The organism is Bacillus sp. FSL K6-1366, from assembly GCF_037976695.1.
Taxonomy (GTDB): domain Bacteria; phylum Bacillota; class Bacilli; order Bacillales; family Bacillaceae; genus Bacillus; species Bacillus subtilis.
The window spans coordinates 2,984,365-3,005,761 of the sequence record NZ_CP150268.1 but is presented as its reverse complement, the minus strand read 5'-3'; the positions used below and the strand labels follow the sequence as shown (position 1 = coordinate 3,005,761).

The following is a 21,397-nucleotide window of genomic DNA, read 5'->3' as shown; positions in this document are numbered from 1 at the left end:
AAGGCAGACCGCGTCTGCCTTTTTCTTTCTACCATATTCCTAGTACTTTCCACCATAATCCGCCGATCACAAGCCATACGATGATATGAACAATCGACAGGATAAATCCGATGGACCACCATTTGCCTTGCGGGATGTAGCCTGCTCCGAAGAAGACCGGAGCCGCTCCAGAACCGTAGTGAGTCGTTGACCCGAACAGGTTACTGATGAACGCGAGGCTCAGCGCTGCTAAAAGCGGCGGTGCGCCCGCTGCCACGACGACAGCCAAAAATGCTGAATACATCGCACTGATGTGGGCTGTCGCACTTGCAAAGAAATAGTGAGAGTAATAATACACAACAATTAAAATGATAAATGCCACAATCCAAGAGAACCCTGATACGGATGATTTCATGGCATTACTGAACCAAGATACCATGCCTAATTCATTCAAGAAGTTGGCGAGCATGACAAGCGCCGCAAACCAAGTGAGCGTATCCCAAGCGCCCTGTTCTTTCTTGATATCATCCCAAGTCAGAACTTGTGATAATAAGAGAACGGCCAAACCGATCAATGCGGTTGTGGTTGCGTCGATGTTGAAGCTGCCGCCAAAAATCCACAGCACGAGCACCAAAAGAAACACGATAACCATGGAAAGCTCTGATTTTTTGAACGGTCCCATTTCTTTCAGTTTTTCTGTTGCGATTTTCGCCGCATCCGGTGTTTCTTTGATTTCCGGCGGATACAGCTTGTAAATCACAAGCGGCGTGATGATTAAGCTTACAAGTCCCGGCACAATCGCGGCAATTGCCCAGCTTGTCCATGTTAAGTCCACCCCTGCGACATCATGGGCCAGCTTGGCAATCAGCGGGTTCGCCGCCATCGCTGTCAGGAACATAGCAGATGTGATCAGATTCCCCTGAAAACCGGTTTTTAATAAGAATGCACCGATTTTCCTCTCTGTTCCATTTGCCGGGCTTGATCCGAATGTTTCGGATAATGATCTGATAATAGGAAATATAATGCCTCCTGCACGCGCCGTATTACTTGGAATAGCAGGTGAAAGTATTAAATCACTGAATAGCAGTGAATAAGAAAGTCCAAGGGTTTTTTTCCCGAATTTCTGAACGAATACATACGAAATTCTCGCACCGAGCCCGGTTTTGATAAATCCCCGGGAAATAAAGAATGCGATAACGATAAGCCAAATGGTCTTATTCCCGAATCCGCTTAATGTATCCTCAATTGATAGTGTTCCAGTTAGTGCAGTAACCGCCAATGCAAAAATTGCAATTGCACCCATTGGCAAGGGCTTGGAGATAAAGCCGATAATTGTTGCGACAAAAATCGCAAACAAATGCCAAGCTTTAGGTTCAAGTCCGGACGGAGCGGGAATAAACCAGATGATTAGTCCCACAGCGACAGTAATAAGCAATGGAACAAGCTTTACTGCTGACTGTTTTCCTGCGTCTTTTTCTGAAGCCATAAATAGGTCTCCTCCTATATACTTGTTTTCCGATCCCCTTTTCCATTCTACTCCTTAACTAAGTTAATAAACATTTTAATTAATTAAAAAACACAAAGGTTAGCACCCTTTGTGTTTTTCACTTTCTTAATTTAATTTACCCGCACCCGCTTGATTTATAACATTTGATTTCACATTAGCAGAAGCATCAATCGATCCATGCAGAGACGGCGTCCAGCCGACAGAAGAGCTCAGCCCGTTTGCAGCCGATGCGTTGATCTGTGTGCCGTTCAGCAACGTGCCGGAGTCATATAAAGCCGTTCCCCCGCTGAATACGCTGATCGTTTTAGCAGCTGACAGTCCCGGTACGTCAATGACATTGTTTTGGGCATAGATTTTAGATGACTTTCCGATTCCCCATGCATAGCTGAAAGGATAACTTGAAGAGCTTGTGCTTCCTTCATAATAGTTGTTGTATACGTGCACTTGCCCGAAGCGGACTCTCGGCGCGCGCTGGACAATATTTTTATAGCGGTTATGATGCAGCGTAATTTTTAATTTGCCGTCATCGGAGGTTTTGCTGTCACTTGATCCGAAAATGGAGCTTTTATCATGATCGTGATAATAGTTGTAGGACATCGTGATATAGTTAGCACCGTTGGAAGCATCCGTTTGGCCGTCATGGTGCTGATATTTTCTTCCATAATATTTCGGTGATGTGCTGTCCGGACGCGAACCGTCATTAAATGTACAGTGATCAATCCAGATGTGTGTGCCGCCGTTTATCGTGATGTTGTCGTATTGTGAGTTCCAGTTCCCTGAGCTTCCGTCAGTCGGATCCCATTGCGGAAAATAGTCATAGGCATCCTGGAATTCAATGTTGCGAATAATGACGTTATCACTCTTGATTTGGAAGTTTCCTCCCACGACTTTAGCGTTAGTCCCTGAACCGACGATCGTCGTGTTTGCAGGGATATCCACCATGACCCGTGCTTTTTGGTTTTTCTGAGAGCGTGCTCTCGCTTCTTCTTGTGTTCCCGACGGCTCTTTTTTGCCCCATGTGCTAGGATCATAGGCTTTCAAATATTTGTCCAAATCATACTCCGGATCTTTATAGTCATTTAGGCCAAGCGGCTTCAGATTGTCATCCACGTTCATGTCAATCGTTCCCTTGATATAAATGATTTTTGGCGTTGTGTTCGTTTCCTTCCCTAATGCCGAGACAAGCTGGTTTCTGTTGCTGACGGTATACACATTTGAGGAGGATGCTTTTGATCCGCCTGTCGTGCCGGTCGAGTACGCGCCCCAGCCATCATTGGATCCCAACGTCTGGTGGCCTAAATCAGCTGCGTTCGCGCCAGCTGGAGTCAATCCTAAAAACAAAGCCGTAGCTAACATCACTTTTTTCATCCACTATGTACCCCCATTTTCTATTTTGTGAGATTTTATTCCAATTTATCACAAAAATATAATAGCAAATTGAGGGACATTCAGAACCGAAAATGTTCCGCTATCCTATTGCGGCATTCTGCAAAATGCCACCGCAAAGACCGCAAAAAAACCAAAAGGCCGTCATAGCCTTTTGGTTTTTTCCCTGCTTTATGCCCAAGCTTTCACTTTTTCGTTATCTGTCACAAAGAGAAGCACTTTTCCTTCATCTAAGCGTTTTTCAAATTGAGCGGCTTCATCTTCAGAAAAACCGATTTCGTGAATTTTATTGCGGAGCTCGTCTCCTTTTTTATTGAAGATATTTCCCACCGCGTGCTTGAAACCTGTTTCTTTGGCTCCGATCGTGTTGGCGTTCGTGTTGTCTGCCAGGCGTTCCGTTCTGTCATCGTCGTGAGCTAAGACGTATACATCCTCTTTCGCAACACCCATTTTCTGCAATTCCTCTACATCCTTCATGAGCTGTTCGTCATTTGTATACTCTTTTACAACTGGTTTCATGTCGATATTCCTCCTTCATGTTTTCTATATTTCTTTCATACCCGATCGTCTGTACCTGAAACAGATTCCAGAACATTAAAGAGAAAAACAGGAGGAATGGTAGTAGCTATTTGTTTTCCGTCCATGGTAAAGTGATAGGAACGGGACCTATTTTCAGAAAAATCAAAATTAAAGAGAAGCCGCTGCACGGAGCACACGACCATGAAACGCTGCCTTTATCCGTACGAGCAGGAGGTATGTCTAATGCAATACTTTTCACCAGAACAGCAATACAATGCTTGGATTGTGAGTGATTTAGTCAAACAGATATTCCATAAGCGTGCCGGATGTTCACCAGGAATTCACGAGCTTGCGGTTTTTGCCGAGGAACATTTTCATATCGATATCGACTTTGTTTTCTCGATTATCATGAATATCGGCGACATTGAATTTGCACTAACAGATGAAATAGAAAAGAAATTGTCCGGTTATCTCAGCACTCTCCTTCCTTATGTCACTGCTGATATGTTTGAAACCTCTAAAGCCAACGCCCATGCGTTTTTGTCTCGAAGACACGGTAACGCTGTATACCACTTATTTGTGTCTGATGATGCTTTCATGAGAAAGCAGTAAAAACGCAGCTTTCTTTACTAAAAAAATATTGACATGATAAGCCATGCTATTATAGTGTTACATGTGATAATGATTCTCATTACTAAATCTGAAAAAAGGAAGAATGACATGCGCACCTATTCTAACAAGTTGATTGCCATCATGAGTGTTTTATTGCTCGCCTGCCTCATTGTATCCGGCTGTTCATCAAGCCAGAATAACAACGGAAGCGGCAAAAGCGAGTCTAAGGATTCCAGAGTGATCCATGACGAAGAAGGAAAAACGACAGTAAGCGGCACACCTAAGCGGGTGGTTGTGCTTGAGCTTTCATTCTTGGATGCCGTTCACAATCTCGGCATTACGCCGGTGGGCATCGCAGATGACAACAAAAAAGATATGATTAAAAAGCTTGTCGGCAGCTCCATTGATTACACATCTGTAGGCACACGCAGCGAACCCAATCTTGAGGTCATCAGTTCCTTGAAGCCTGATTTAATCATCGCTGACGCTGAGCGCCATAAAAACATTTATAAACAGCTGAAACAAATCGCTCCGACGATTGAATTAAAAAGCCGTGAAGCGACATATGACGAAACGATCGACAGCTTTACGACCATTGCTAAAGCATTAAATAAAGAAGCTGAAGGAAAAGAAAAGCTTGCCGATCACAAAAAAGTCATCAACGATCTAAAAGCCGAACTTCCGAAAGATGAAAACCGCAACATCGTTCTCGGCGTTGCAAGGGCGGATTCCTTCCAGCTTCATACATCATCATCCTATGACGGAGAAATCTTTAAAATGCTAGGCTTTACACACGCTGTGAAGTCAGATAACGCCTATCAAGAGGTCAGCCTCGAGCAATTGAGCAAAATCGATCCTGATATTTTGTTCATCTCAGCCAACGAAGGCAAAACCATTGTAGACGAGTGGAAAACGAACCCGCTCTGGAAAAATCTCAAAGCGGTGAAAAATGGACAAGTCTATGATGCGGACCGTGACACTTGGACAAGATTCAGAGGCATCAAGTCTAGTGAAACAAGCGCCAAAGATGTGCTTAAAAAAGTGTATAATAAATAGGACAAATGAGAAGCGAGGGGAAATCCTTGCTTCTTCGTTTTTGCAACCAGACGCAGTAAGGAAGTGAGACTGTTGTATCATTCAGCCAAACGGCGCTCATCATCAAGACTGATGATGTTCATCATTGCACTGATTATTTTTATATTTGGGCTTGGGCTGAATCTTTCAGTAGGAGCCTCAGACATCGGCATCATAGATTCATTGAAATATCTTTTTGTATGGGACGGTTCAAAGGAACAGCTCATCATCTCTACTCTTCGCCTTCCCCGCACTTTAATCGGCGTTTTTGTCGGCGCCAGCCTAGCTGTAGCAGGGGCGCTGATGCAGGCTATGACCAGAAATCCTCTGGCTTCACCCCAAATTTTCGGTGTGAATGCGGGTGCATCGCTTTTTGTTGTTGCTTCTCTCGTCATTCTGCCGGCATCGCCCTATTCATCTGTTATATTCGCTTTTGCGGGTGCGGCAGCAGGCGGCGCGATTGTATATATGATTGCCTCATCCGGCGGAATGACACCTGTCAAGCTGGCGCTGTCAGGAATGGCCGTGCATTTGTTCCTCTCCTCTATGACACAGGCCATCATTATTTTAAATGAGTCAGGTGAGGATGTTCTGTACTGGATGACAGGCGCAATCGACGGCAGCAACTGGCAGGATGTCATAACCATCGCTCCGTTTTCTGTCATTGGCATCGGGCTTGCCCTCGTATTTTCCGGTTCTGTTTCTGTTCTCGGTCTCGGAGACGAAACAGCAAAAGGGCTTGGACAAAATATGAACGGCATCCGGATTCTGATCAGTTTGATTATTTTAATCCTTTCCGGCGCTTCCGTAGCCGTCGCCGGGCCGATTGGCTTTGTCGGGCTGCTCGTCCCGCATATTGTCCGCAAGCTGATCGGAGAACATTATCAATACGTGCTTCCGTTTTCGGCACTGTTCGGTGCCATTTTGCTGGTGTACGCAGATGTTCTGGCCAGGTGGATTGCATTTCCTTATGAATCACCGGTCGGCATTGTCACCGCGATTATCGGAACGCCGTTTTTCTTATATTTGGCAAGGAAAGGGCGGCATCTGAAATGAAGAAAACAACCAGAAAACAAAAACGCCCCTTGCTGGCGATACTCATATTGGCCGTGATTTTGATCGTTCTGTCCGTCATCAGCATTGGAATCGGTGCATTATACATTTCACCTGATGCGGTAGTGACGAATCTGCTGGGACTGGATCATTCCTTTGAATTTATCATCCAGCAATATCGTCTGCCCCGCATTATATTAGCGATTTTGGCCGGTGCTGGGCTTGCCGCTGCCGGAGCGATTTTACAGGGTGTGATCCGAAATCCGCTCGCTTCCCCGGACGTTGTCGGCATTTCAAAAGGCTCCGGACTTGCGGCGATGGCTGTGATTCTCATCTTTCCTGAGTCGCCGGTATACGTGCTTCCGTTCTCCGCATTTGCCGGAGCCGCCATTATTGCTGTACTATTATTAATGATAGCCCGAAAAAAGAGCATTCAGCCCTCTTCACTGGCTTTATCAGGCATTGCTTTAGGCGCGGTCTGCCACGCCGGAATGCAATATATGATGGTCAAGTTTCCAGGCGACGTGAATGCTGCACTCATTTGGCTGACAGGAAGCCTCTGGGGAAGAAACTGGGAAGAAGTCAAGCTGCTTGCGCCATGGCTTTTGATTCTTTTTCCGATCATCTGCATACTCATACCGAAGCTGGATCTTATGTCACTCGGGGATGAGCTTGCACAGGGTCTTGGAGAAAACGCAAACCGGCTGAGATTCATCCTGATTTTCACCGCGGTGGCGCTGGCGGGAAGCTGTGTAGCCGTCGTCGGCTCAATCGGTTTTATCGGCTTGCTTGCTCCGCATATCGCCAGACGGCTTACCGGAGAAAAAGCTAAATATTTACTGCCTGCATCGGCATTGATTGGTGCTATTATATTATTAATTGCAGATACGTTAGGGCGCGGCATCATGCCTCCGGTTGAAATACCTGCCGGAATACTGACAGCCGTGATCGGCGCGCCTTATTTCTTATATTTATTGAAATTCGAAGCGAGGAAACAGTAGGGAGAGGATACCATGGGAAAACTGGCTGCAGACCAGCTCACTCTTTCATATGACAGTACAGTGATTATTGACGGAGTCGACTTAAAGATAGAAGAAGGAAAAATCACTGCGCTCATCGGCGCTAATGGCTGCGGTAAATCAACAATCCTCAAATCGCTCGCCAGGCTGATGGCCCCAAAAAGCGGTACAGTGCTACTAGAAGGAAAAGACATCCACCGCCAGCCATCAAAAGAAGTCGCAAAAAAACTGGCCATTCTTCCACAATCTCCTCAGGCTCCTGAAGGATTGACGGTAGAGGAATTATGCTATTTTGGCAGACATCCTCACAAAAAGCTGTTATCCAAGCATACCCAAGAGGATCATGACATGGTAGAGTGGGCGCTGGAAGCAACGGGCATGATTGAACTGAAGGATCGGACACTTGATGCCCTCTCAGGCGGCCAAAGACAAAGAGCCTGGATTTCCATGGCACTTGCGCAAGGCACTGATTTGCTTTTGCTTGATGAGCCGACCACGTATTTAGACATCTCACATCAGATTGAAGTGCTTGAACTGCTGAAAAAGCTGAACCGCGACCATGGCCGCACCGTTGTCATGGTGCTCCATGATTTAAACCAAGCCGCTCAATATGCTGACTATCTGATCAGTGTGCTGGACGGAAAAATCTACAATGCCGGAACACCGGAAGATGTGTTCACCCAGCCATTTTTCCGTGAAGTCTTCGGCTTGGAATGCTGCATCATGAGAAGCCCGATCGACCAGAAGCCAATGTGCCTGCCGACGGGACTGTGCCCGAAATTACGGGCGAAATGAAAAGGAGAGGAAATCCCTAGGGCTGTCGAGAAACGTGACAGCCTTCATTTTCCCTTATAATATTTTATTCTCACATAATTGATGATAATCTTAAAAAACTCGTCATTCTTCTTATGTTCTATACGAGATACTCTTTTAACATAAAGTTAAATCTGTTCTTATTGACCAACTTGTTAAAGTTATTTCATCTATTCGAATCTTAACACATAGAAAAGCTGAAAGAATTATAGTAAGTCATCCTCGAAATGCGTGAAAAGACAAAAAAGAAAAGCGACAAAATTAGCTTATGTATCAGAAAAAGAATAATCAAAACAGATGCTTTGCTATTGCAGGCTCAGCTTAAAATCGAAATGCTAACTAACTGAATCTTCTATATTTCTCACAATAATATACAGAAGATCGTAATACCTAGCTAAGATCGAGCTTAATGGCTCTTTTTCTGATTCTCAATCCCTGATAATTTTGAAAAGCATTTAAAATAAAATCTTGTAGAAAAAACATTGTTTTTTCTACAAGCTGAACATTATTACACAATGTTAGTATACTTTTATCAAGTCTCTAACCTAGAATGATTAATAAATTGCTTTATTAGTAATTGGCCCATTAATTGATTCTCTAATTTTATATACTGGAATATTCTTTACGCATCTAATCCCCATTTCATTGTGTCGACAGAAAGGAATATCTTTTGCTCTAAAAGAAGGGAACATTAAGCCTGGATGAGAGAAGAATGATCCTCCTTTAAGAACGGCAAATGAGTTAACACTATTAAATGGTACATTCTCAAAAATAGGGTGGAAAGCTCTCTTTGTTTTAAGCTCACTTCTAGTCCACTCCCATGTTCCGCCGATCATACCGCATACTCCATAGGGACTTTCACCATTTTGTTCAAAAATATCACTTGTTAAATGATTTAATTCTTTATCAGCATGAGCTTTTAATAAATTTTCTCTCCAGGACTTTAAAGAAGTAATGGGTTCATTATAAAGACTTCCAGCATATTGAACCTTTGCAGGATCAAATTTATCTCCCCAAGGCCAGACATTACCCTTTTCGCCTCGAGCAGCTTTTTCCCATTGAAACTCGGTTGGCAATTCTTTCCCCTTATATCTTGCGTAAGCAAATGCATCATAAAAATCTATACCTGTAACGGGATGATTATCTAAATACCTATCATCCCAATATGTATTTCTTCTATGTTGTTTATTCTGCGGTTCATTAGGATGACAGAATATATGCCCATTTTCCTCTATGAACTCGGTAAAGATATCATAATCTTTATTTGTAACAGGATACTTATCGATAAAAAATGGAGGTAACCATACTTTTTGTCTAGGAACAGCATCTTTCCAATTAAATGTTTTGTCAGGAATTTCATTTTCATTTAAACCGAATTCAAAAAAGCCACCCGGAATTAAAATCATCCCATCTTCTTCTGTTTTTTCGAATTCCTCTATTAGACTTTGAGGAATTTTTTCTTCAAAGTCAAAGTTATTAGGAAGTATACCATTTTGATCAAAATAATTTTTTAGCATTACTAGCTCTTCATGTTTTTCAACACCGAATATATCTAATAATGTACTTAATACTTTTTGGGCCCCTAATCCCACAGGTTTTTTAGGGTAGCTTATACTCTCCCGGACATCATCAATGATCGAAGACAAATATGCTACAGATTCTTCAATTTTATGATTTGCACAGACATCCATAGCTTTAAAAGAAACTAAATCATCCGGATCCTGGGTTAGATTGATTATAGTTTCTACAGCAGAGAAATAAGGTACCCATTTTTCAACGAAATCAATTAATCTATACCTTATGTAAGTATTCGGATAAGCAATACACATCCCAAACACATTTTCAGCTGCTACAGGGTGTTGAATTTTATTTAGTAGAGTCATAATTCTATTATCGATTAAACTCTTAAAATCATTTTTTTTATTTTCTGGAACAGAAGTAATAAGTTCTTCAACTTCAATTAATATTTCTATATCTTTATTGTAAATTGATTTATGATCTTGCATTAATAGAGTCAAATTACGATAACCTCCCGATTTGTTTGTTGAAATAAGGAATAGCATTAAATGCTATTCCCTAAGTGTTTACCATTTTTCATTAGTATAAAGAACCGGGCTAACAATCGATTTTCTCCAGTTTTTTCTTAATTTTCTCATGGTTTTCCCCCCTTTAATAAGATATGTGGTTCCCTGAATATTGATAGAATAGTCAGAGAACTTAAATAAACAATAACAATAAATAGAATAAAAGTAAATAGTTTACAAGGAAATTTTTTCTTTACTTTTGTTGTTTTAAGGTGTTTAAATATGTTTAAGCTCTTTACCGAGAAAAATTATTCCAAGGGAGGATACATATGAGTAAAGGTTATTATTCTATTTTATTTAGCCAGACCACTACAAATTTAGGTTTTTCTCTATATACTATGGTAGTGATTTCGTTTTTGTTTAAAATGACCAATTCGACAACCATCGCCTCTATGGTGACATTAATAAGTATTATTTTTCGTATTTTTGGAAGTGCTATATTACCGTTAATAACAATTCGATTAAAACTGCCTCTTACAATAATTATTTCTCAATTGATACAAATGCTGTTATTAATATGTTTGTTCTATGCTTTATTAAGAACTTACTCTAATCAAACTCTCATTTTAGTCTTTATTATTATTAGCTGTATTTCCTTTTTTAATGGATGGTTCTCACCTTTAAAAAGTGCAATTATAGGGGAAATAATCTCTCCTGATAAAAGAGTAAAAGCAAATGGATTATTATCTACAGTGGACCAAACTTTTCAATTTGTAGGCTGGTCTTTAGGTGGTCTCATAATTGCATTTTTAGGTGAGGGATATACCATTATACTTACTATCTTTTTGTTGTTTACATCTCTTCTTTCTCTTTTATTTTGTCTACCACATGGCCACGCTAATTCTGTCATACGTGAAAAAAATTCTCCCAATAAGAGTATAGTAAGTGGTTGGCGGTATTTATTTAGCCAAAAGAAACTTAGAACAATTATTATTATGGATTTAATTGAGTCATGGGCAGGAATGATTTGGATAGGATCTGTCTCTTTGGCTTTCGTTAACGAAGTCTTGCATAAAGGAGAATCATGGTGGGGATTTATTAATGGAGCATATTATTTAGGTTCGATGATAGGGGGATTTATAATATATAAGCTGTCGGAGAGATTTCAAAATAAGTTAATTAATTTTATGTTAATTGGCGCTGTCTCATATGGAAGTTTAACTTTAATATATGGTTTTATAAGTAATTCATACTTAGCTCTAATTTTGGTTCTCTTTATGGGGCCGGCTTATATATTAAGAGATCTTACACAAGAAACACTTATTCAGAACATAACAACCGAGCAAACTCGAATTAATATAATGTCTGCAAGGTCTTCTTTAGTACAGTTCATTTTTATGTTTTCAATTCTGGCTATAGGGGCTATTTCAGATTTCCTTGGAGTTCGTTTAGTTTATGTTTCAGCAGGTATTCTTTTATTAGTGTCCGCAATATATGGATTTTCTCAATTACAATTCAAAAAAAAGGTAAATAAACATATAAGCTTTTAATAAATATATAAAATTTAATTATGTTTTCGTTTGCTTTTTCGCGTGTTTAATTAATAAGTAAACATTACTTTATTGACCAAAAGAAAATGGTTGAGTACCATCAATTATCTGTTTCAGAAAAACTCGGCATAAAAGGAAAAAATTGAACAAATCTTTGCTGATGTAAAAAAATCGCATAGACTTTGCTATTGCAGATTGATGCGAAAGCAAAATGTGAACGACTAAGCTCCCCCTCGCAGATGCTTGCAAGAATATGAAAAAGAATCGACATACACACTAGCCAATCTTAGCTAGGTGTACAGGAGCTCTTTTTCTGTTCTGTTTTCTAATAATGATAAATGACTAAAGAGAACTTTTAAAACAAAAGAGCTTGTAGAAAGCATAAGCTCATCTATAACCTTTTTTGTATGCCAGCTTACCTTTTGTATTTCCTCTCCTGTCCATGTTACAGTGGTGTCAACCAAGTGATAGGAGGATGAAAATGACAGCATCTCAGCAGCAAATTCAATTAGCAAGACGTCCACAAGGTATTCCTGTTCATGAAGACTTTCGCTTTGAAACCATTCCGGTTCCTGAACCCAAGCAAGGGGAAGTGCTTGTCAAAACGCTTTATGTATCGGTTGACCCTTATATGCGCGGCCGTATGCAGGATATGAAGTCATATGTTGAGCCGTTCGCTTTGGATAAAGCGCTTTCTGGCGGGGTTATCGCTGAAGTTGTGTCAGACGGGAATCATCTGAAAAAAGGCGATATCGTCATCGGAAATCTCAGCTGGCAGGAATTTTCCGCTGTGAGCGAGTCTGCCTTGCGAAAAATTGATACAAGCCTTGCTCCCGCTTCGGCCTATCTCGGCATTTTGGGAATGACCGGCTTAACAGCATACTTCGGATTGCTGGACATCGGACGCCCGAAGGAAGGCGAAACCGTGGTTGTCTCCGGAGCTGCTGGAGCCGTCGGTTCAACAGTCGGGCAAATTGCCAAAATCAAAGGCGCGCGAGTCGTCGGCATCGCGGGCTCTGATGAAAAAATCGACTATTTAAAACAGGAGCTTCAGTTTGACGAAGCCATCAATTACAAAACAGCGGATGATATCCAAAAAGCGCTTCAAAACGCTTGTCCTGACGGTGTCGATGTGTATTTTGACAATGTCGGCGGACCGATTTCAGACGCGGTGATGAATCTGCTCAATGAATTTGCCCGCATTCCGGTGTGCGGCGCCATTTCTTCCTATAACGCAAAAAGCGAAGCAGATGACATGGGCCCTCGTGTCCAATCAAAACTCATTAAAACGAAGTCGCTGATGCAAGGCTTTATCGTAAGCGACTACTCCGATCGTTTTTCTGAGGGAGCAAAACAGCTGGCCGAATGGCTGAATGCTGGTAAACTCCATTACGAGGAAACCATCACAGAAGGCTTCGAAAACATTCCTGACGCGTTTCTCGGTTTATTTAAGGGAGAAAATAAAGGGAAACAGCTGATCAAGGTCAGTGATCCGAGCTGAATGAAGATGAAAACGGGAGGGCTTTTTGCCCTCCTTTTGTGTTTCGATGAGATCAGCTGCGAAGAATCAGCGTAAGAAAACCATCTTCATCAGGTTCCGTGTCTTCTAAAGTGAATCCTGCTGCTTGAAAGCAAGCTAAACTGATTCGATTGTCTTCTTCAATGCATGCCACCCATTCTCGCACGCTAGTAAAATCAGGTTCGGTCATCAGCTTTTGCAGTATCCGTTTTCCGTACCCTTGAAGCCGGTACAAAGGATTGACGATCAATCCAATATACATCCGCTCCTCTCCGAACTCAATAACGACCATCCCTGCCGGCAGCTGTCCATCATACGCCATGATGACAGTATCGTGTTTATCTTTATTTACTCGTGCGTACCACTCATCTAATGGCAGCATCCCATCCATTCTCCGTCTGGTATCCTCATTCTCAAACCAGTGTTCAAGTATTTTCAGCTCTGGCTCCTGCATTACTTGAAACCTGTCTATTGAAGCCATTTTCCCACCTCTGCGCAAAATCTTTTCTATTATTTTACAACAAAAAAAGGGCTTTCCGCCCTCCTTTTTATTTCGTCTTCAGTTTTCCGCCTGCATACACAGCTTCACTCAGCTCAACACCAAGCTTCTTCGCCATTTTTTTCAGCTTTGATTCCTCCAATTTTGTCACAAGGCTCAGCACGTTGCCTTCTTTTCCGGCCCGGCCTGTTCGTCCTGATCTGTGGACATAGCCATCTTCATCTGGAATATCAGCATGAATCACGTATGGCAGGTTTTCAATGTCTAAACCGCGTGCGGCAATGTCAGTCGCCAATAAAAGAGGAAACTCTCCGTTTTCGAATGCGGCAATGATTTTCGCTCGCTCCATTTTTTTCGCTTCGCTGTGCAAAACGCCGAGTTCAACGTGGTGATATGCCAGCTTTTCCGCATATACACTCAGGTTGCCAATGTCTCTCACAAATACGAGTGCCTGCATGCCTTCAAGCCTTGACAGCTTTTGCAGCAGCTTTACTTTGTCACGCTGGTCACAAATGAGATATTGATGCTTCACTTTCCCTGCCTCTGCCTTGCTTCGCTGCACCTTCAACACCTCAGGCTCTTGCGCCAATTCGCGGAGCACATCCTCTGTTTCCTTTTTAAGCGTGGCAGAGAAACATAGAAGCTGGCGGTCTCTTAATGTCGTTTTAATAATTTGTTTGATCGTCTCGCGATGCTCCGGCAGGATAAGCTGATCCGCTTCATCAAGTACAATCGTTTTCACTTCATGCATTTTGAGTTTCTTTGCTTTAATCAGTTCAAATACCCTGCCTGGCGTGCCGACAATGATATGCGGATGTTTCTTTAGCTTTTCGACCTGCTTCTTCACATTCGCCCCGCCGATTAAGGAAGCCGCGCGCAGCTCTGAGCCCGCTTTCCAATCCTGAATCACCTGAAAAATCTGCATCACCAGCTCACGGGAAGGCGCTAAAATCACCGCCTGCGGATGCTTTTGCTCTGGTTTGATCCGCTCCAAGACCGGCAGCGCATACGCCAGCGTCTTCCCTGTGCCTGTCGGCGATTCTGCAATGACATCCTTTCCGTCCATGATCAGCTGGGCTGCCTGCTCTTGAACAGGGGTTGGCGTTTGAAAGCCGGAAGCATTCCAATTCTCTTGTATAAATGATTGTGCATTATGTAAAAATGGCCAAGTTTGCGTCATTTTGTTCTCCTCAATTCCTGAAATCTATTCCATAGTATCTCAAAACCTCGCCCGGAACGCAATTTTTCTTTTTCTTTCCTATACCTTTCAACATTCCGAATCCTCCTTTATAATCAAAAGGGTGAATATTACACGCCGATTGTGCGTGTTTGATAACGATAGAGGTGTAAACATGAGTATTTTATCTGTAAAGGATTTAAGCCACGGCTTCGGGGACCGGGCCATTTTTAATAACGTTTCCTTCCGCCTGTTAAAAGGCGAGCACGTCGGCTTGATCGGCGCAAACGGTGAAGGAAAGTCAACCTTCATGAATATTATTACCGGAAAGCTTGAACCTGATGAGGGAAAAGTCGAATGGTCAAAAAATGTCCGTGTCGGCTATCTGGATCAGCATACCGTGCTGGAAAAAGGAAAATCTATTCGCGACGTCCTGAAAGACGCATTCCATTATTTATTTGCGATGGAAGAGGAAATGAACGAGATTTACAACAAAATGGGCGAGGCTGATCCCGACGAGCTCGAGAAGCTGCTTGAAGAAGTCGGCGTCATTCAAGACGCGCTGACAAACAATGATTTTTATGTCATTGATTCCAAGGTGGAAGAAATCGCCCGCGGTCTCGGTTTGAGCGATATCGGTTTAGAGCGAGATGTCACCGATTTGAGCGGCGGACAGCGCACAAAGGTCCTTCTCGCTAAGCTTCTCCTTGAAAAGCCGGAAATTCTGCTTCTCGATGAGCCGACCAACTATCTTGATGAACAGCATATTGAATGGCTGAAACGCTACCTGCAGGAATACGAGAACGCGTTCATCCTGATTTCCCACGATATTCCGTTCTTGAATAGTGTCATCAACCTGATTTATCACGTTGAAAATCAAGAGCTGACACGTTATGTCGGCGACTACCATCAGTTTATGGAAGTCTACGAGGTGAAAAAACAGCAGCTTGAAGCGGCCTACAAAAAGCAGCAGCAGGAAGTCGCGGAGCTGAAGGATTTCGTTGCCCGCAACAAAGCGCGTGTCAGCACGAGAAACATGGCGATGTCCCGCCAAAAGAAACTCGATAAGATGGATATGATCGAGCTTGCGGCAGAAAAGCCAAAGCCGGAATTCCACTTTAAGCCGGCGAGAACGTCAGGCAAGCTGATTTTTGAAACGAAGGATCTCGTGATCGGTTACGATTCCCCGCTGTCCCGTCCGCTCAACCTCCGCATGGAGCGCGGCCAAAAAATTGCCCTTTACGGCGCGAATGGGATCGGAAAAACGACATTGCTGAAAAGTTTGCTTGGTGAAATCCAGCCGCTCGAAGGCTCTGTTGAACGCGGTGAGCACATCTATACCGGCTATTTCGAGCAAGAGGTCAAGGAAACAAACAACAATACGTGCATCGAAGAAGTATGGAGCGAATTCCCTTCTTATACGCAGTATGAAATCCGTGCCGCTCTGGCAAAATGCGGGCTGACGACAAAGCATATCGAAAGCCGCGTCTCCGTATTAAGCGGAGGCGAAAAAGCGAAAGTCAGATTGTGCAAGCTAATCAACTCAGAAACAAACCTGCTGGTGCTCGATGAGCCGACAAACCACTTGGATGTCGATGCCAAGGAAGAGCTCAAGCGTGCCCTGAAAGAATATAAAGGCTCCATTCTGCTCATTTCCCACGAGCCAGATTTTTATGTGGATATCGCGACAGAAACGTGGAACTGCGAGTCTTGGACGACGAAAGTGCTTTAATTTATAAAAAAACCCGCCTGCTAAAGGGCGGGTTTTTACTGCCATTTATTCTGAACGATTCTCAAAAGCTCTCTGTCTTTTAAAATGAGCTGCAATGGAGATGTGAATTCATCAAGTGTCAAGCCCTCTTTTGGCAGACAAGCGGTGACCACTCTACAGAAAAGCTGTTTTTCATGACGCTGTGTATGTATTGATAGAGCGTTTCTAAACATTTCTGATCATATTCGTCAGACTTTGCCTTCATGGCAAACGTCCCCTCTACAGCATGAACCATCACTTGAAATGGCAATCGTAAATGAACGGACACATTCTCAGCTTCTCCAAGATAAATCCCAGCCGCATCAATGCCTGACCGAAGCGGATGCCAACGAAATTAAAAAAATCTCACTGAATGTCCTGGAAACAAACGAAAGGATTTGAAGCAGAAGGAATCTTAAAAAAGGAGAAATTGCTTTCTGACGGAAATTACTATAATACGGTAGTAATGGGGAAATTCCACGATTAAAAAAAGACACTGCATCTGTGCAGTGTCTTTCGTTATTAATGCCCCGCCTTAATTCCAGCAAGATGTTTACGTCCCATGAGAAGGACAAGCATGCCGACAAAAACGACGATTCCGCCTACTGTATATGGTGTGCTTGCAGTAAAGTGTTCTGACAGCATTCCTGCAATCCACGGGGCGAGCGCGCCGCCGATGAAGCGGACTGAGCTGTAGGCTGAAGACGCGATTGAACGTTCAACCGGCGCAGAACCCATCACAGCGGTTGTCATGATCGTATTCACCATACCGAGGACAGCACCAGCGACAACGATACATGTAATAATCAAAGTCTGATGGTCTGTCCAGATCCCCATAATAACGAGAATGGCCGCAAAGGCGATAAAGAGAACGACGAGCGAACGCACTGTGCCCAGCGCTTTGTGAACGAGCGGCGCCGTAAAGACTGACGTAATCGCCAGCAGAAGGCCCCAGCCGAAGAAGACATATCCAAGACCGTGTTCATCTAAATCCAGTACGAACGGAGAATAAGCTAGCAAAATAAAAAATCCAAAGTTGTATAGGAATGCCGATACCGCCATTGTCAGCAGGCCTTTATATTTGAGTGCCTTCATCGCATCAAACACACCGACGCGTTTCGCCGGTTTCGGCAGCTTCGGAAGCATGAAAGAAATCGCGATTAACGCAATAAACATCAGGACAGATACTCCGAAAAACGGCGCGCGCCATGAAATGCTTCCAAGCTCTCCGCCTGCAAGCGGCCCGACAGAAATCCCGAGACCGAGCGCAGCCTCATACAAAATAATCGCTTGGGCGCTGCCACCGACTGATACGCCGACGATGACCGCAAGCGCTGTTGAAATAAACAAAGCATTCCCTAATCCCCAGCCGCCGCGATAGCCGACTAACTGAGCGATTGAGCTTGAGCTGCCGCCAAGCCCCGCAAACACAATAATAAAAATAAGTCCGAGAATTAATGTCCATTTCGCGCCGATGCGGCTGGAAATGGCTCCTGAGAAAAACATCATAAATCCGGTTACAAGCAAATAACTTGTAAACAAGAGTGATACTTCACTAGGTGAAGCATGTAGTTGTGCGGCAATGGCCGGAAGAATTGGATCGACCAGCCCGATTCCCATAAAGGAAATCACACAGGCAAACGCGACAGCCCATACCGCTTTTGGCTGGCTGAGCAAACCCGTTTTCTGATTCACTTGTGTTGTCTTATCCATTTGACCTAACCTCCATCTTTATTCCATTAAAAGAAACGCTACAAAAATAGCGTTTAACAAACTTTTCATTCGATTGATTGAATGGCGCGTTCCGCTTTGCCTTTCATGCCTTGCAGGCGTTCTTTAAAGCTTTGGAATGTGCGGATTTTCTCATCAATCAAACTCAGCTGGTGATTCAGGGTTTCCTGAATTTCCTCCAGTTTTTCTTTCCGTTCCTTAGGATCCAGTGACAACAAATACCCCTCTTTGTTTAACTCTAGCTGGCGGCTGGTTTCCATGAAATGCTGAAGCTCCTGAAGGGAAAAACCGAGCACCTCTTTTGTGCTGATGACTTTCTCAAGCTCCTCCATATCATCCTCTGAATAAAGCCTTACGCCGCCGTCTGTCCGTTTCGGCGCCGGAATCAAGCCGATTTCTTCATAAAACCGGATGGTCCGCTTTGTCAGTCCGCTTCTTTTGGCCACTTGATCAATCTTCATCCATTCCAAGGTAAATCCCCCTTCGCTGTTTCTGTTACCATTATACACCTTTTGAACCTTAACGTAAACGTTAAGTTTTAAAAAACAATAAAAAAGACGAGCAGCATAAAGCACCCGTCTTTCACTTTCCTGTTTAAGCTAAACTTCCCGCCACTGACAGAGACTCTTTTTGAAGGCTTTCAGAAAGCACTCGATACGCGATCACTTTCTTCTTGTACTGTTTCACGACGTCGATATGGTCGTCGTAGCGGTACACGAACAGCTTCACGTCTCTTTTTCCTTTTTTTGTATCTATCACCAGCGGCGTGCCGCCGTTTTCCGGATGTAAATAACGCTCTTCATCACCTGGATAGATATAATATTTTTCCAGGAAGACAGCTTCGTTAAATTGATCAATCACTTTCTGCTTCTCTGCACCCTTGAGGCGTTTTCCATCTAGAGAGAGACTCGCATTTTCGTCACTCAGCTTGGCGTGCACTTCAAATTTGCTGAGCAGCCATTCTATGACGCCTGTAGGAAGACAGGTTAATACGATTTTCACCAGACTCATGAGAATTAACATCACGATCGCCCATGTCATACTTCATCATCTCCGTTAGTTTTCCATGTGCCTCTGACACACAATTTTATCCTAACATAAGCAGGCCGGTTCGTTTTTGTCCATTATGTGAAAAAAAGCGCGGCCTGCTGCGGCCACGCTTTTTAGCTTTCCAGTTCTTCGATCATGAGGGACAATTCTGTCCAGCGGTCCATCGCAGCCTCAAGCTCTTCCGCAGTTTTCGCCTGCTCGGCCATCAGCTCTTGGATTTTGCCAAAATCACTGCCTGCTGCGGCGATGTCAGCTTCAAGCTGTTCATGCTTTTCTTCCAGCTGGGCAATTTTATCTTCGATGCCGTCCCATTCCAGCTGGTCTTTGTAAGAAAGCTTTTTCCGTTTTTTCTTCGGCTCGGCTTCAGCCGTTTTTTCCTCAGCTGTCGGTTTTGGGGCCGCTTTTTTCGCTTTTGACTCCTCCATATAGTCGCTGTAGGAGCCTTGAAAGCGGGAAATGACGCCATTTCCTTCAAATACAATCAAACGGTCGACGACGCGGTCAAGGAAATAGCGGTCATGGGATACGGTGATGACGACGCCAGGGAACTGGTCAATATAATCCTCAAGAACGCTTAATGTTTCAGTATCCAAATCGTTCGTCGGCTCATCGAGAAACAGGACATTCGGCTCCTGCATGAGAACCTGAAGCAAGTATAAACGGCGTTTTTCCCCGCCGGACAGCTTGCGGATATACGTCTGCTGCATCGATCGCGGGAAGAGGAAACGCTCGAGCATTTGTTCAGCTGTAATCATATCACCATCTGCCGTTTTTACGACCTCCGCCGTTTCTTTTATATAGTCAATGACCTTTAACTCACCGTTCATTTCACTATGATCCTGAGTATAGTAGCCGATTCTGACCGTCTGTCCGATCGTAATATCGCCTCCGTCCGGCGTATGACGGCCGGCAAGGGCATTTAACAGCGTTGTTTTCCCGATGCCGTTTGGCCCGATGATCCCGATCCGTTCACCTGGTATGACAAGTTCATTAAAACGGTCGACGAGCATGCGGCCGTCATAAGCGATCATGACGTTCTCCGCTTCAATAACCTGTTTTCCGAGACGGTGCGAGCCAATGGCAAAATCGAGTGAACCTGATGACTGAGGCCCTTTCTGCTCTTTAAGCGACTCTACCCGGTCAATTCTCGCCTTTTGTTTTGTGGAGCGGGCTTTCGCTCCTCGTCTGAGCCAGGCCAGCTCGCGGCGCAGCAGGTTCTGCCGCTTCGTTTCCTTTTGCTCAGCCTGCGCTTCCCGTTCCGCGCGTTTTTCTAAAAACACTTCATAGTTGCCTTTGTACGTGTAGAGGCTGCCTCTTTCAAGCTCATAAATGCGGTTGGTGACACGGTTTAAGAAATATCTATCGTGCGTCACCAGCATGACGGCGCCGGGATATTGGCTTAAATACCCTTCAAGCCACTCAATCGTTTCATTATCCAAATGGTTTGTCGGCTCGTCCAAAATGAGCAGATCAGCGGGCTGAATTAAGTTTTTGGCAATGGCTACCCGTTTTTTCTGGCCGCCTGAGAGCTCATTGACCGGTTTTGTTACGTCTTTGACGCCCAGCTTAGACAATACGGTTTTTGCCAAGGTGTTTGCATCCCATGCATTGTTTGCGTCCATTTTCGCTTGTGCTGCCAGCAGGTGTTTCTGGCGCTGTTCATTTTCGGGATCTTTCCCCAGTTCATACAGCGCTTTTTCATATTCACGCAAGGTTTTCATCACAGCCGATTCACCGGAATAGATATGCTCCAGCACTGTTTGCCCCGCAGGCAGCTCCGGGTCTTGATGAAGAAATTCGACCTGCACGCTTCCGGATTTCGTGATTTCTCCTTCTTCGGTAGATTCCAAGCCGGCAATCACTTTCAGCAGCGTTGATTTTCCTGTTCCGTTCGGCCCGATTAATCCGATTCTCTCATTCTCTTCAATATGAAAGGAGATATGGTCAAATAATGTTTTATCTCCGTATGTTTTATAAAGATTTTCCGCTTTTAATATGCTCATGGTTCCTATCAATCCTCACGTAAGTTCATGTGTACATTTTAAATCAGCCGCTGGAATAAAACTAGTAAAACGTCAGACGAATTTCATGGAAATGCAGGATAGAAAAAGACCGGGGACATTTGTCCCCGGTCT

At 43.7% G+C, this 21,397-nt stretch carries 18 protein-coding genes and 2 pseudogenes; 9 read left to right on the top strand and 11 right to left on the bottom strand.

Annotated features, from left to right (window positions below; genetic code table 11):
• Nucleotides 1–28 precede the first annotated feature (28 nt).
• From MHI44_RS15665 to MHI44_RS15655, 3 genes are all read right to left on the bottom strand, one after another.
• Nucleotides 29–1,465 (bottom strand): anion permease, encoded by a 1,437-nt coding sequence (locus MHI44_RS15665; protein ID WP_003233725.1) that lies wholly within the window; start codon nt 1,463–1,465, stop codon nt 29–31.
• Nucleotides 1,466–1,591: 126 nt separating this feature from the next.
• Nucleotides 1,592–2,854: a pectate lyase gene (locus MHI44_RS15660; RefSeq protein ID WP_003244025.1), complete on the bottom strand. Its 1,263-nt coding sequence runs from the start codon at nt 2,852–2,854 to the stop codon at nt 1,592–1,594.
• 189 nt (nt 2,855–3,043) lie between these two features.
• Nucleotides 3,044–3,391, bottom strand: coding sequence for a general stress protein (locus MHI44_RS15655; RefSeq protein ID WP_003233729.1), 348 nt, complete (start codon nt 3,389–3,391; stop codon nt 3,044–3,046).
• A gap of 243 nt (nt 3,392–3,634) precedes the next feature.
• Here MHI44_RS15655 and MHI44_RS15650 point away from each other — a divergent pair, with 243 nt between their 5' ends.
• From MHI44_RS15650 to yfmF, 5 genes are all read left to right on the top strand, one after another.
• Entirely contained in the window at nt 3,635–4,003 is a 369-nt protein-coding gene (locus tag MHI44_RS15650; protein ID WP_339202371.1) for a YfmB family protein, read from the top strand.
• Between the two features lie 108 nt (nt 4,004–4,111).
• The gene (yfmC, locus tag MHI44_RS15645) at nt 4,112–5,059 is read left to right on the top strand and encodes a Fe(3+)-citrate ABC transporter substrate-binding protein YfmC (RefSeq protein WP_339202370.1); all 948 of its coding nucleotides are present in this window, start codon (nt 4,112–4,114) and stop codon (nt 5,057–5,059) included.
• Between the two features lie 72 nt (nt 5,060–5,131).
• Complete coding sequence (gene fecD, locus MHI44_RS15640) at nt 5,132–6,133, top strand: Fe(3+) dicitrate ABC transporter permease FecD (protein WP_015482945.1); 1,002 nt, start codon at nt 5,132–5,134, stop codon at nt 6,131–6,133.
• Nucleotides 6,130–7,131, top strand: coding sequence for an iron chelate uptake ABC transporter family permease subunit (yfmE, locus tag MHI44_RS15635; protein WP_213415009.1), 1,002 nt, complete (start codon nt 6,130–6,132; stop codon nt 7,129–7,131). The genes fecD and yfmE overlap by 4 nt, the downstream gene beginning before the upstream one ends.
• A 12-nt stretch (nt 7,132–7,143) precedes the next feature.
• On the top strand, nt 7,144–7,944 hold the full coding sequence (gene yfmF, locus MHI44_RS15630; protein ID WP_003233737.1) for a Fe(3+)-citrate ABC transporter ATP-binding protein YfmF: 801 nt from the start codon (nt 7,144–7,146) through the stop codon (nt 7,942–7,944).
• A 572-nt stretch (nt 7,945–8,516) separates the two neighbouring features.
• Here the strand turns inward: yfmF and MHI44_RS15625 are convergent.
• On the bottom strand, nt 8,517–9,980 hold the full coding sequence (locus tag MHI44_RS15625; RefSeq protein ID WP_003244287.1) for a formylglycine-generating enzyme family protein: 1,464 nt from the start codon (nt 9,978–9,980) through the stop codon (nt 8,517–8,519).
• Nucleotides 9,981–10,315: 335 nt separating this feature from the next.
• Between MHI44_RS15625 and MHI44_RS15620 the strand changes: the two genes are divergently transcribed.
• Nucleotides 10,316–11,536 (top strand): MFS transporter, encoded by a 1,221-nt coding sequence (locus MHI44_RS15620; RefSeq protein WP_015252577.1) that lies wholly within the window; start codon nt 10,316–10,318, stop codon nt 11,534–11,536.
• 481 nt (nt 11,537–12,017) lie between these two features.
• Nucleotides 12,018–13,037, top strand: coding sequence for an NADP-dependent oxidoreductase (locus MHI44_RS15615; protein WP_339202369.1), 1,020 nt, complete (start codon nt 12,018–12,020; stop codon nt 13,035–13,037).
• A 52-nt stretch (nt 13,038–13,089) separates the two neighbouring features.
• On the opposite strand, the gene MHI44_RS15610 is transcribed toward MHI44_RS15615, so the two are convergent.
• Both MHI44_RS15610 and MHI44_RS15605 read right to left on the bottom strand, forming a co-directional pair.
• Nucleotides 13,090–13,536, bottom strand: a complete 447-nt coding sequence (locus MHI44_RS15610) for an N-acetyltransferase family protein (protein WP_339202368.1) — start codon at nt 13,534–13,536, stop codon at nt 13,090–13,092.
• 67 nt (nt 13,537–13,603) lie between these two features.
• A complete protein-coding gene (locus tag MHI44_RS15605) occupies nt 13,604–14,734 on the bottom strand; it encodes a DEAD/DEAH box helicase (protein WP_015252580.1) in 1,131 nt (376 codons plus the stop codon).
• Between the two features lie 172 nt (nt 14,735–14,906).
• On the opposite strand from MHI44_RS15605, the gene MHI44_RS15600 reads away from it, so the two are divergent.
• Nucleotides 14,907–16,463, top strand: coding sequence for an ABC-F family ATP-binding cassette domain-containing protein (locus MHI44_RS15600; protein ID WP_033883242.1), 1,557 nt, complete (start codon nt 14,907–14,909; stop codon nt 16,461–16,463).
• A 157-nt stretch (nt 16,464–16,620) separates the two neighbouring features.
• Here the strand turns inward: MHI44_RS15600 and MHI44_RS15595 are convergent.
• Nucleotides 16,621–16,707: pseudogene (locus MHI44_RS15595) on the bottom strand (hypothetical protein); the annotation flags it as partial.
• 104 nt (nt 16,708–16,811) lie between these two features.
• Between MHI44_RS15595 and MHI44_RS15590 the strand changes: the two are divergent.
• A pseudogene (locus MHI44_RS15590) lies at nt 16,812–16,968 on the top strand (GNAT family N-acetyltransferase); the annotation flags it as partial.
• Nucleotides 16,969–17,003: 35 nt separating this feature from the next.
• On the opposite strand, the gene MHI44_RS15585 reads toward MHI44_RS15590, so the two are convergent.
• The 4 genes from MHI44_RS15585 to MHI44_RS15570 form a co-directional block, all read right to left on the bottom strand.
• Nucleotides 17,004–18,194 carry an MFS transporter gene (locus MHI44_RS15585; RefSeq protein WP_003233759.1) on the bottom strand — a complete coding sequence of 397 codons (1,191 nt, stop codon included), beginning with the start codon at nt 18,192–18,194 and terminating at the stop codon, nt 17,004–17,006.
• A gap of 65 nt (nt 18,195–18,259) precedes the next feature.
• Nucleotides 18,260–18,682: a MerR family transcriptional regulator gene (locus MHI44_RS15580; RefSeq protein WP_014479143.1), complete on the bottom strand. Its 423-nt coding sequence runs from the start codon at nt 18,680–18,682 to the stop codon at nt 18,260–18,262.
• 124 nt (nt 18,683–18,806) lie between these two features.
• Nucleotides 18,807–19,253 (bottom strand): YfmQ family protein, encoded by a 447-nt coding sequence (locus MHI44_RS15575; protein WP_019712577.1) that lies wholly within the window; start codon nt 19,251–19,253, stop codon nt 18,807–18,809.
• A 122-nt stretch (nt 19,254–19,375) separates the two neighbouring features.
• A complete protein-coding gene (locus MHI44_RS15570; RefSeq protein WP_019712578.1) occupies nt 19,376–21,265 on the bottom strand; it encodes an ABC-F family ATP-binding cassette domain-containing protein in 1,890 nt (629 codons plus the stop codon).
• Nucleotides 21,266–21,397 lie beyond the last annotated feature (132 nt).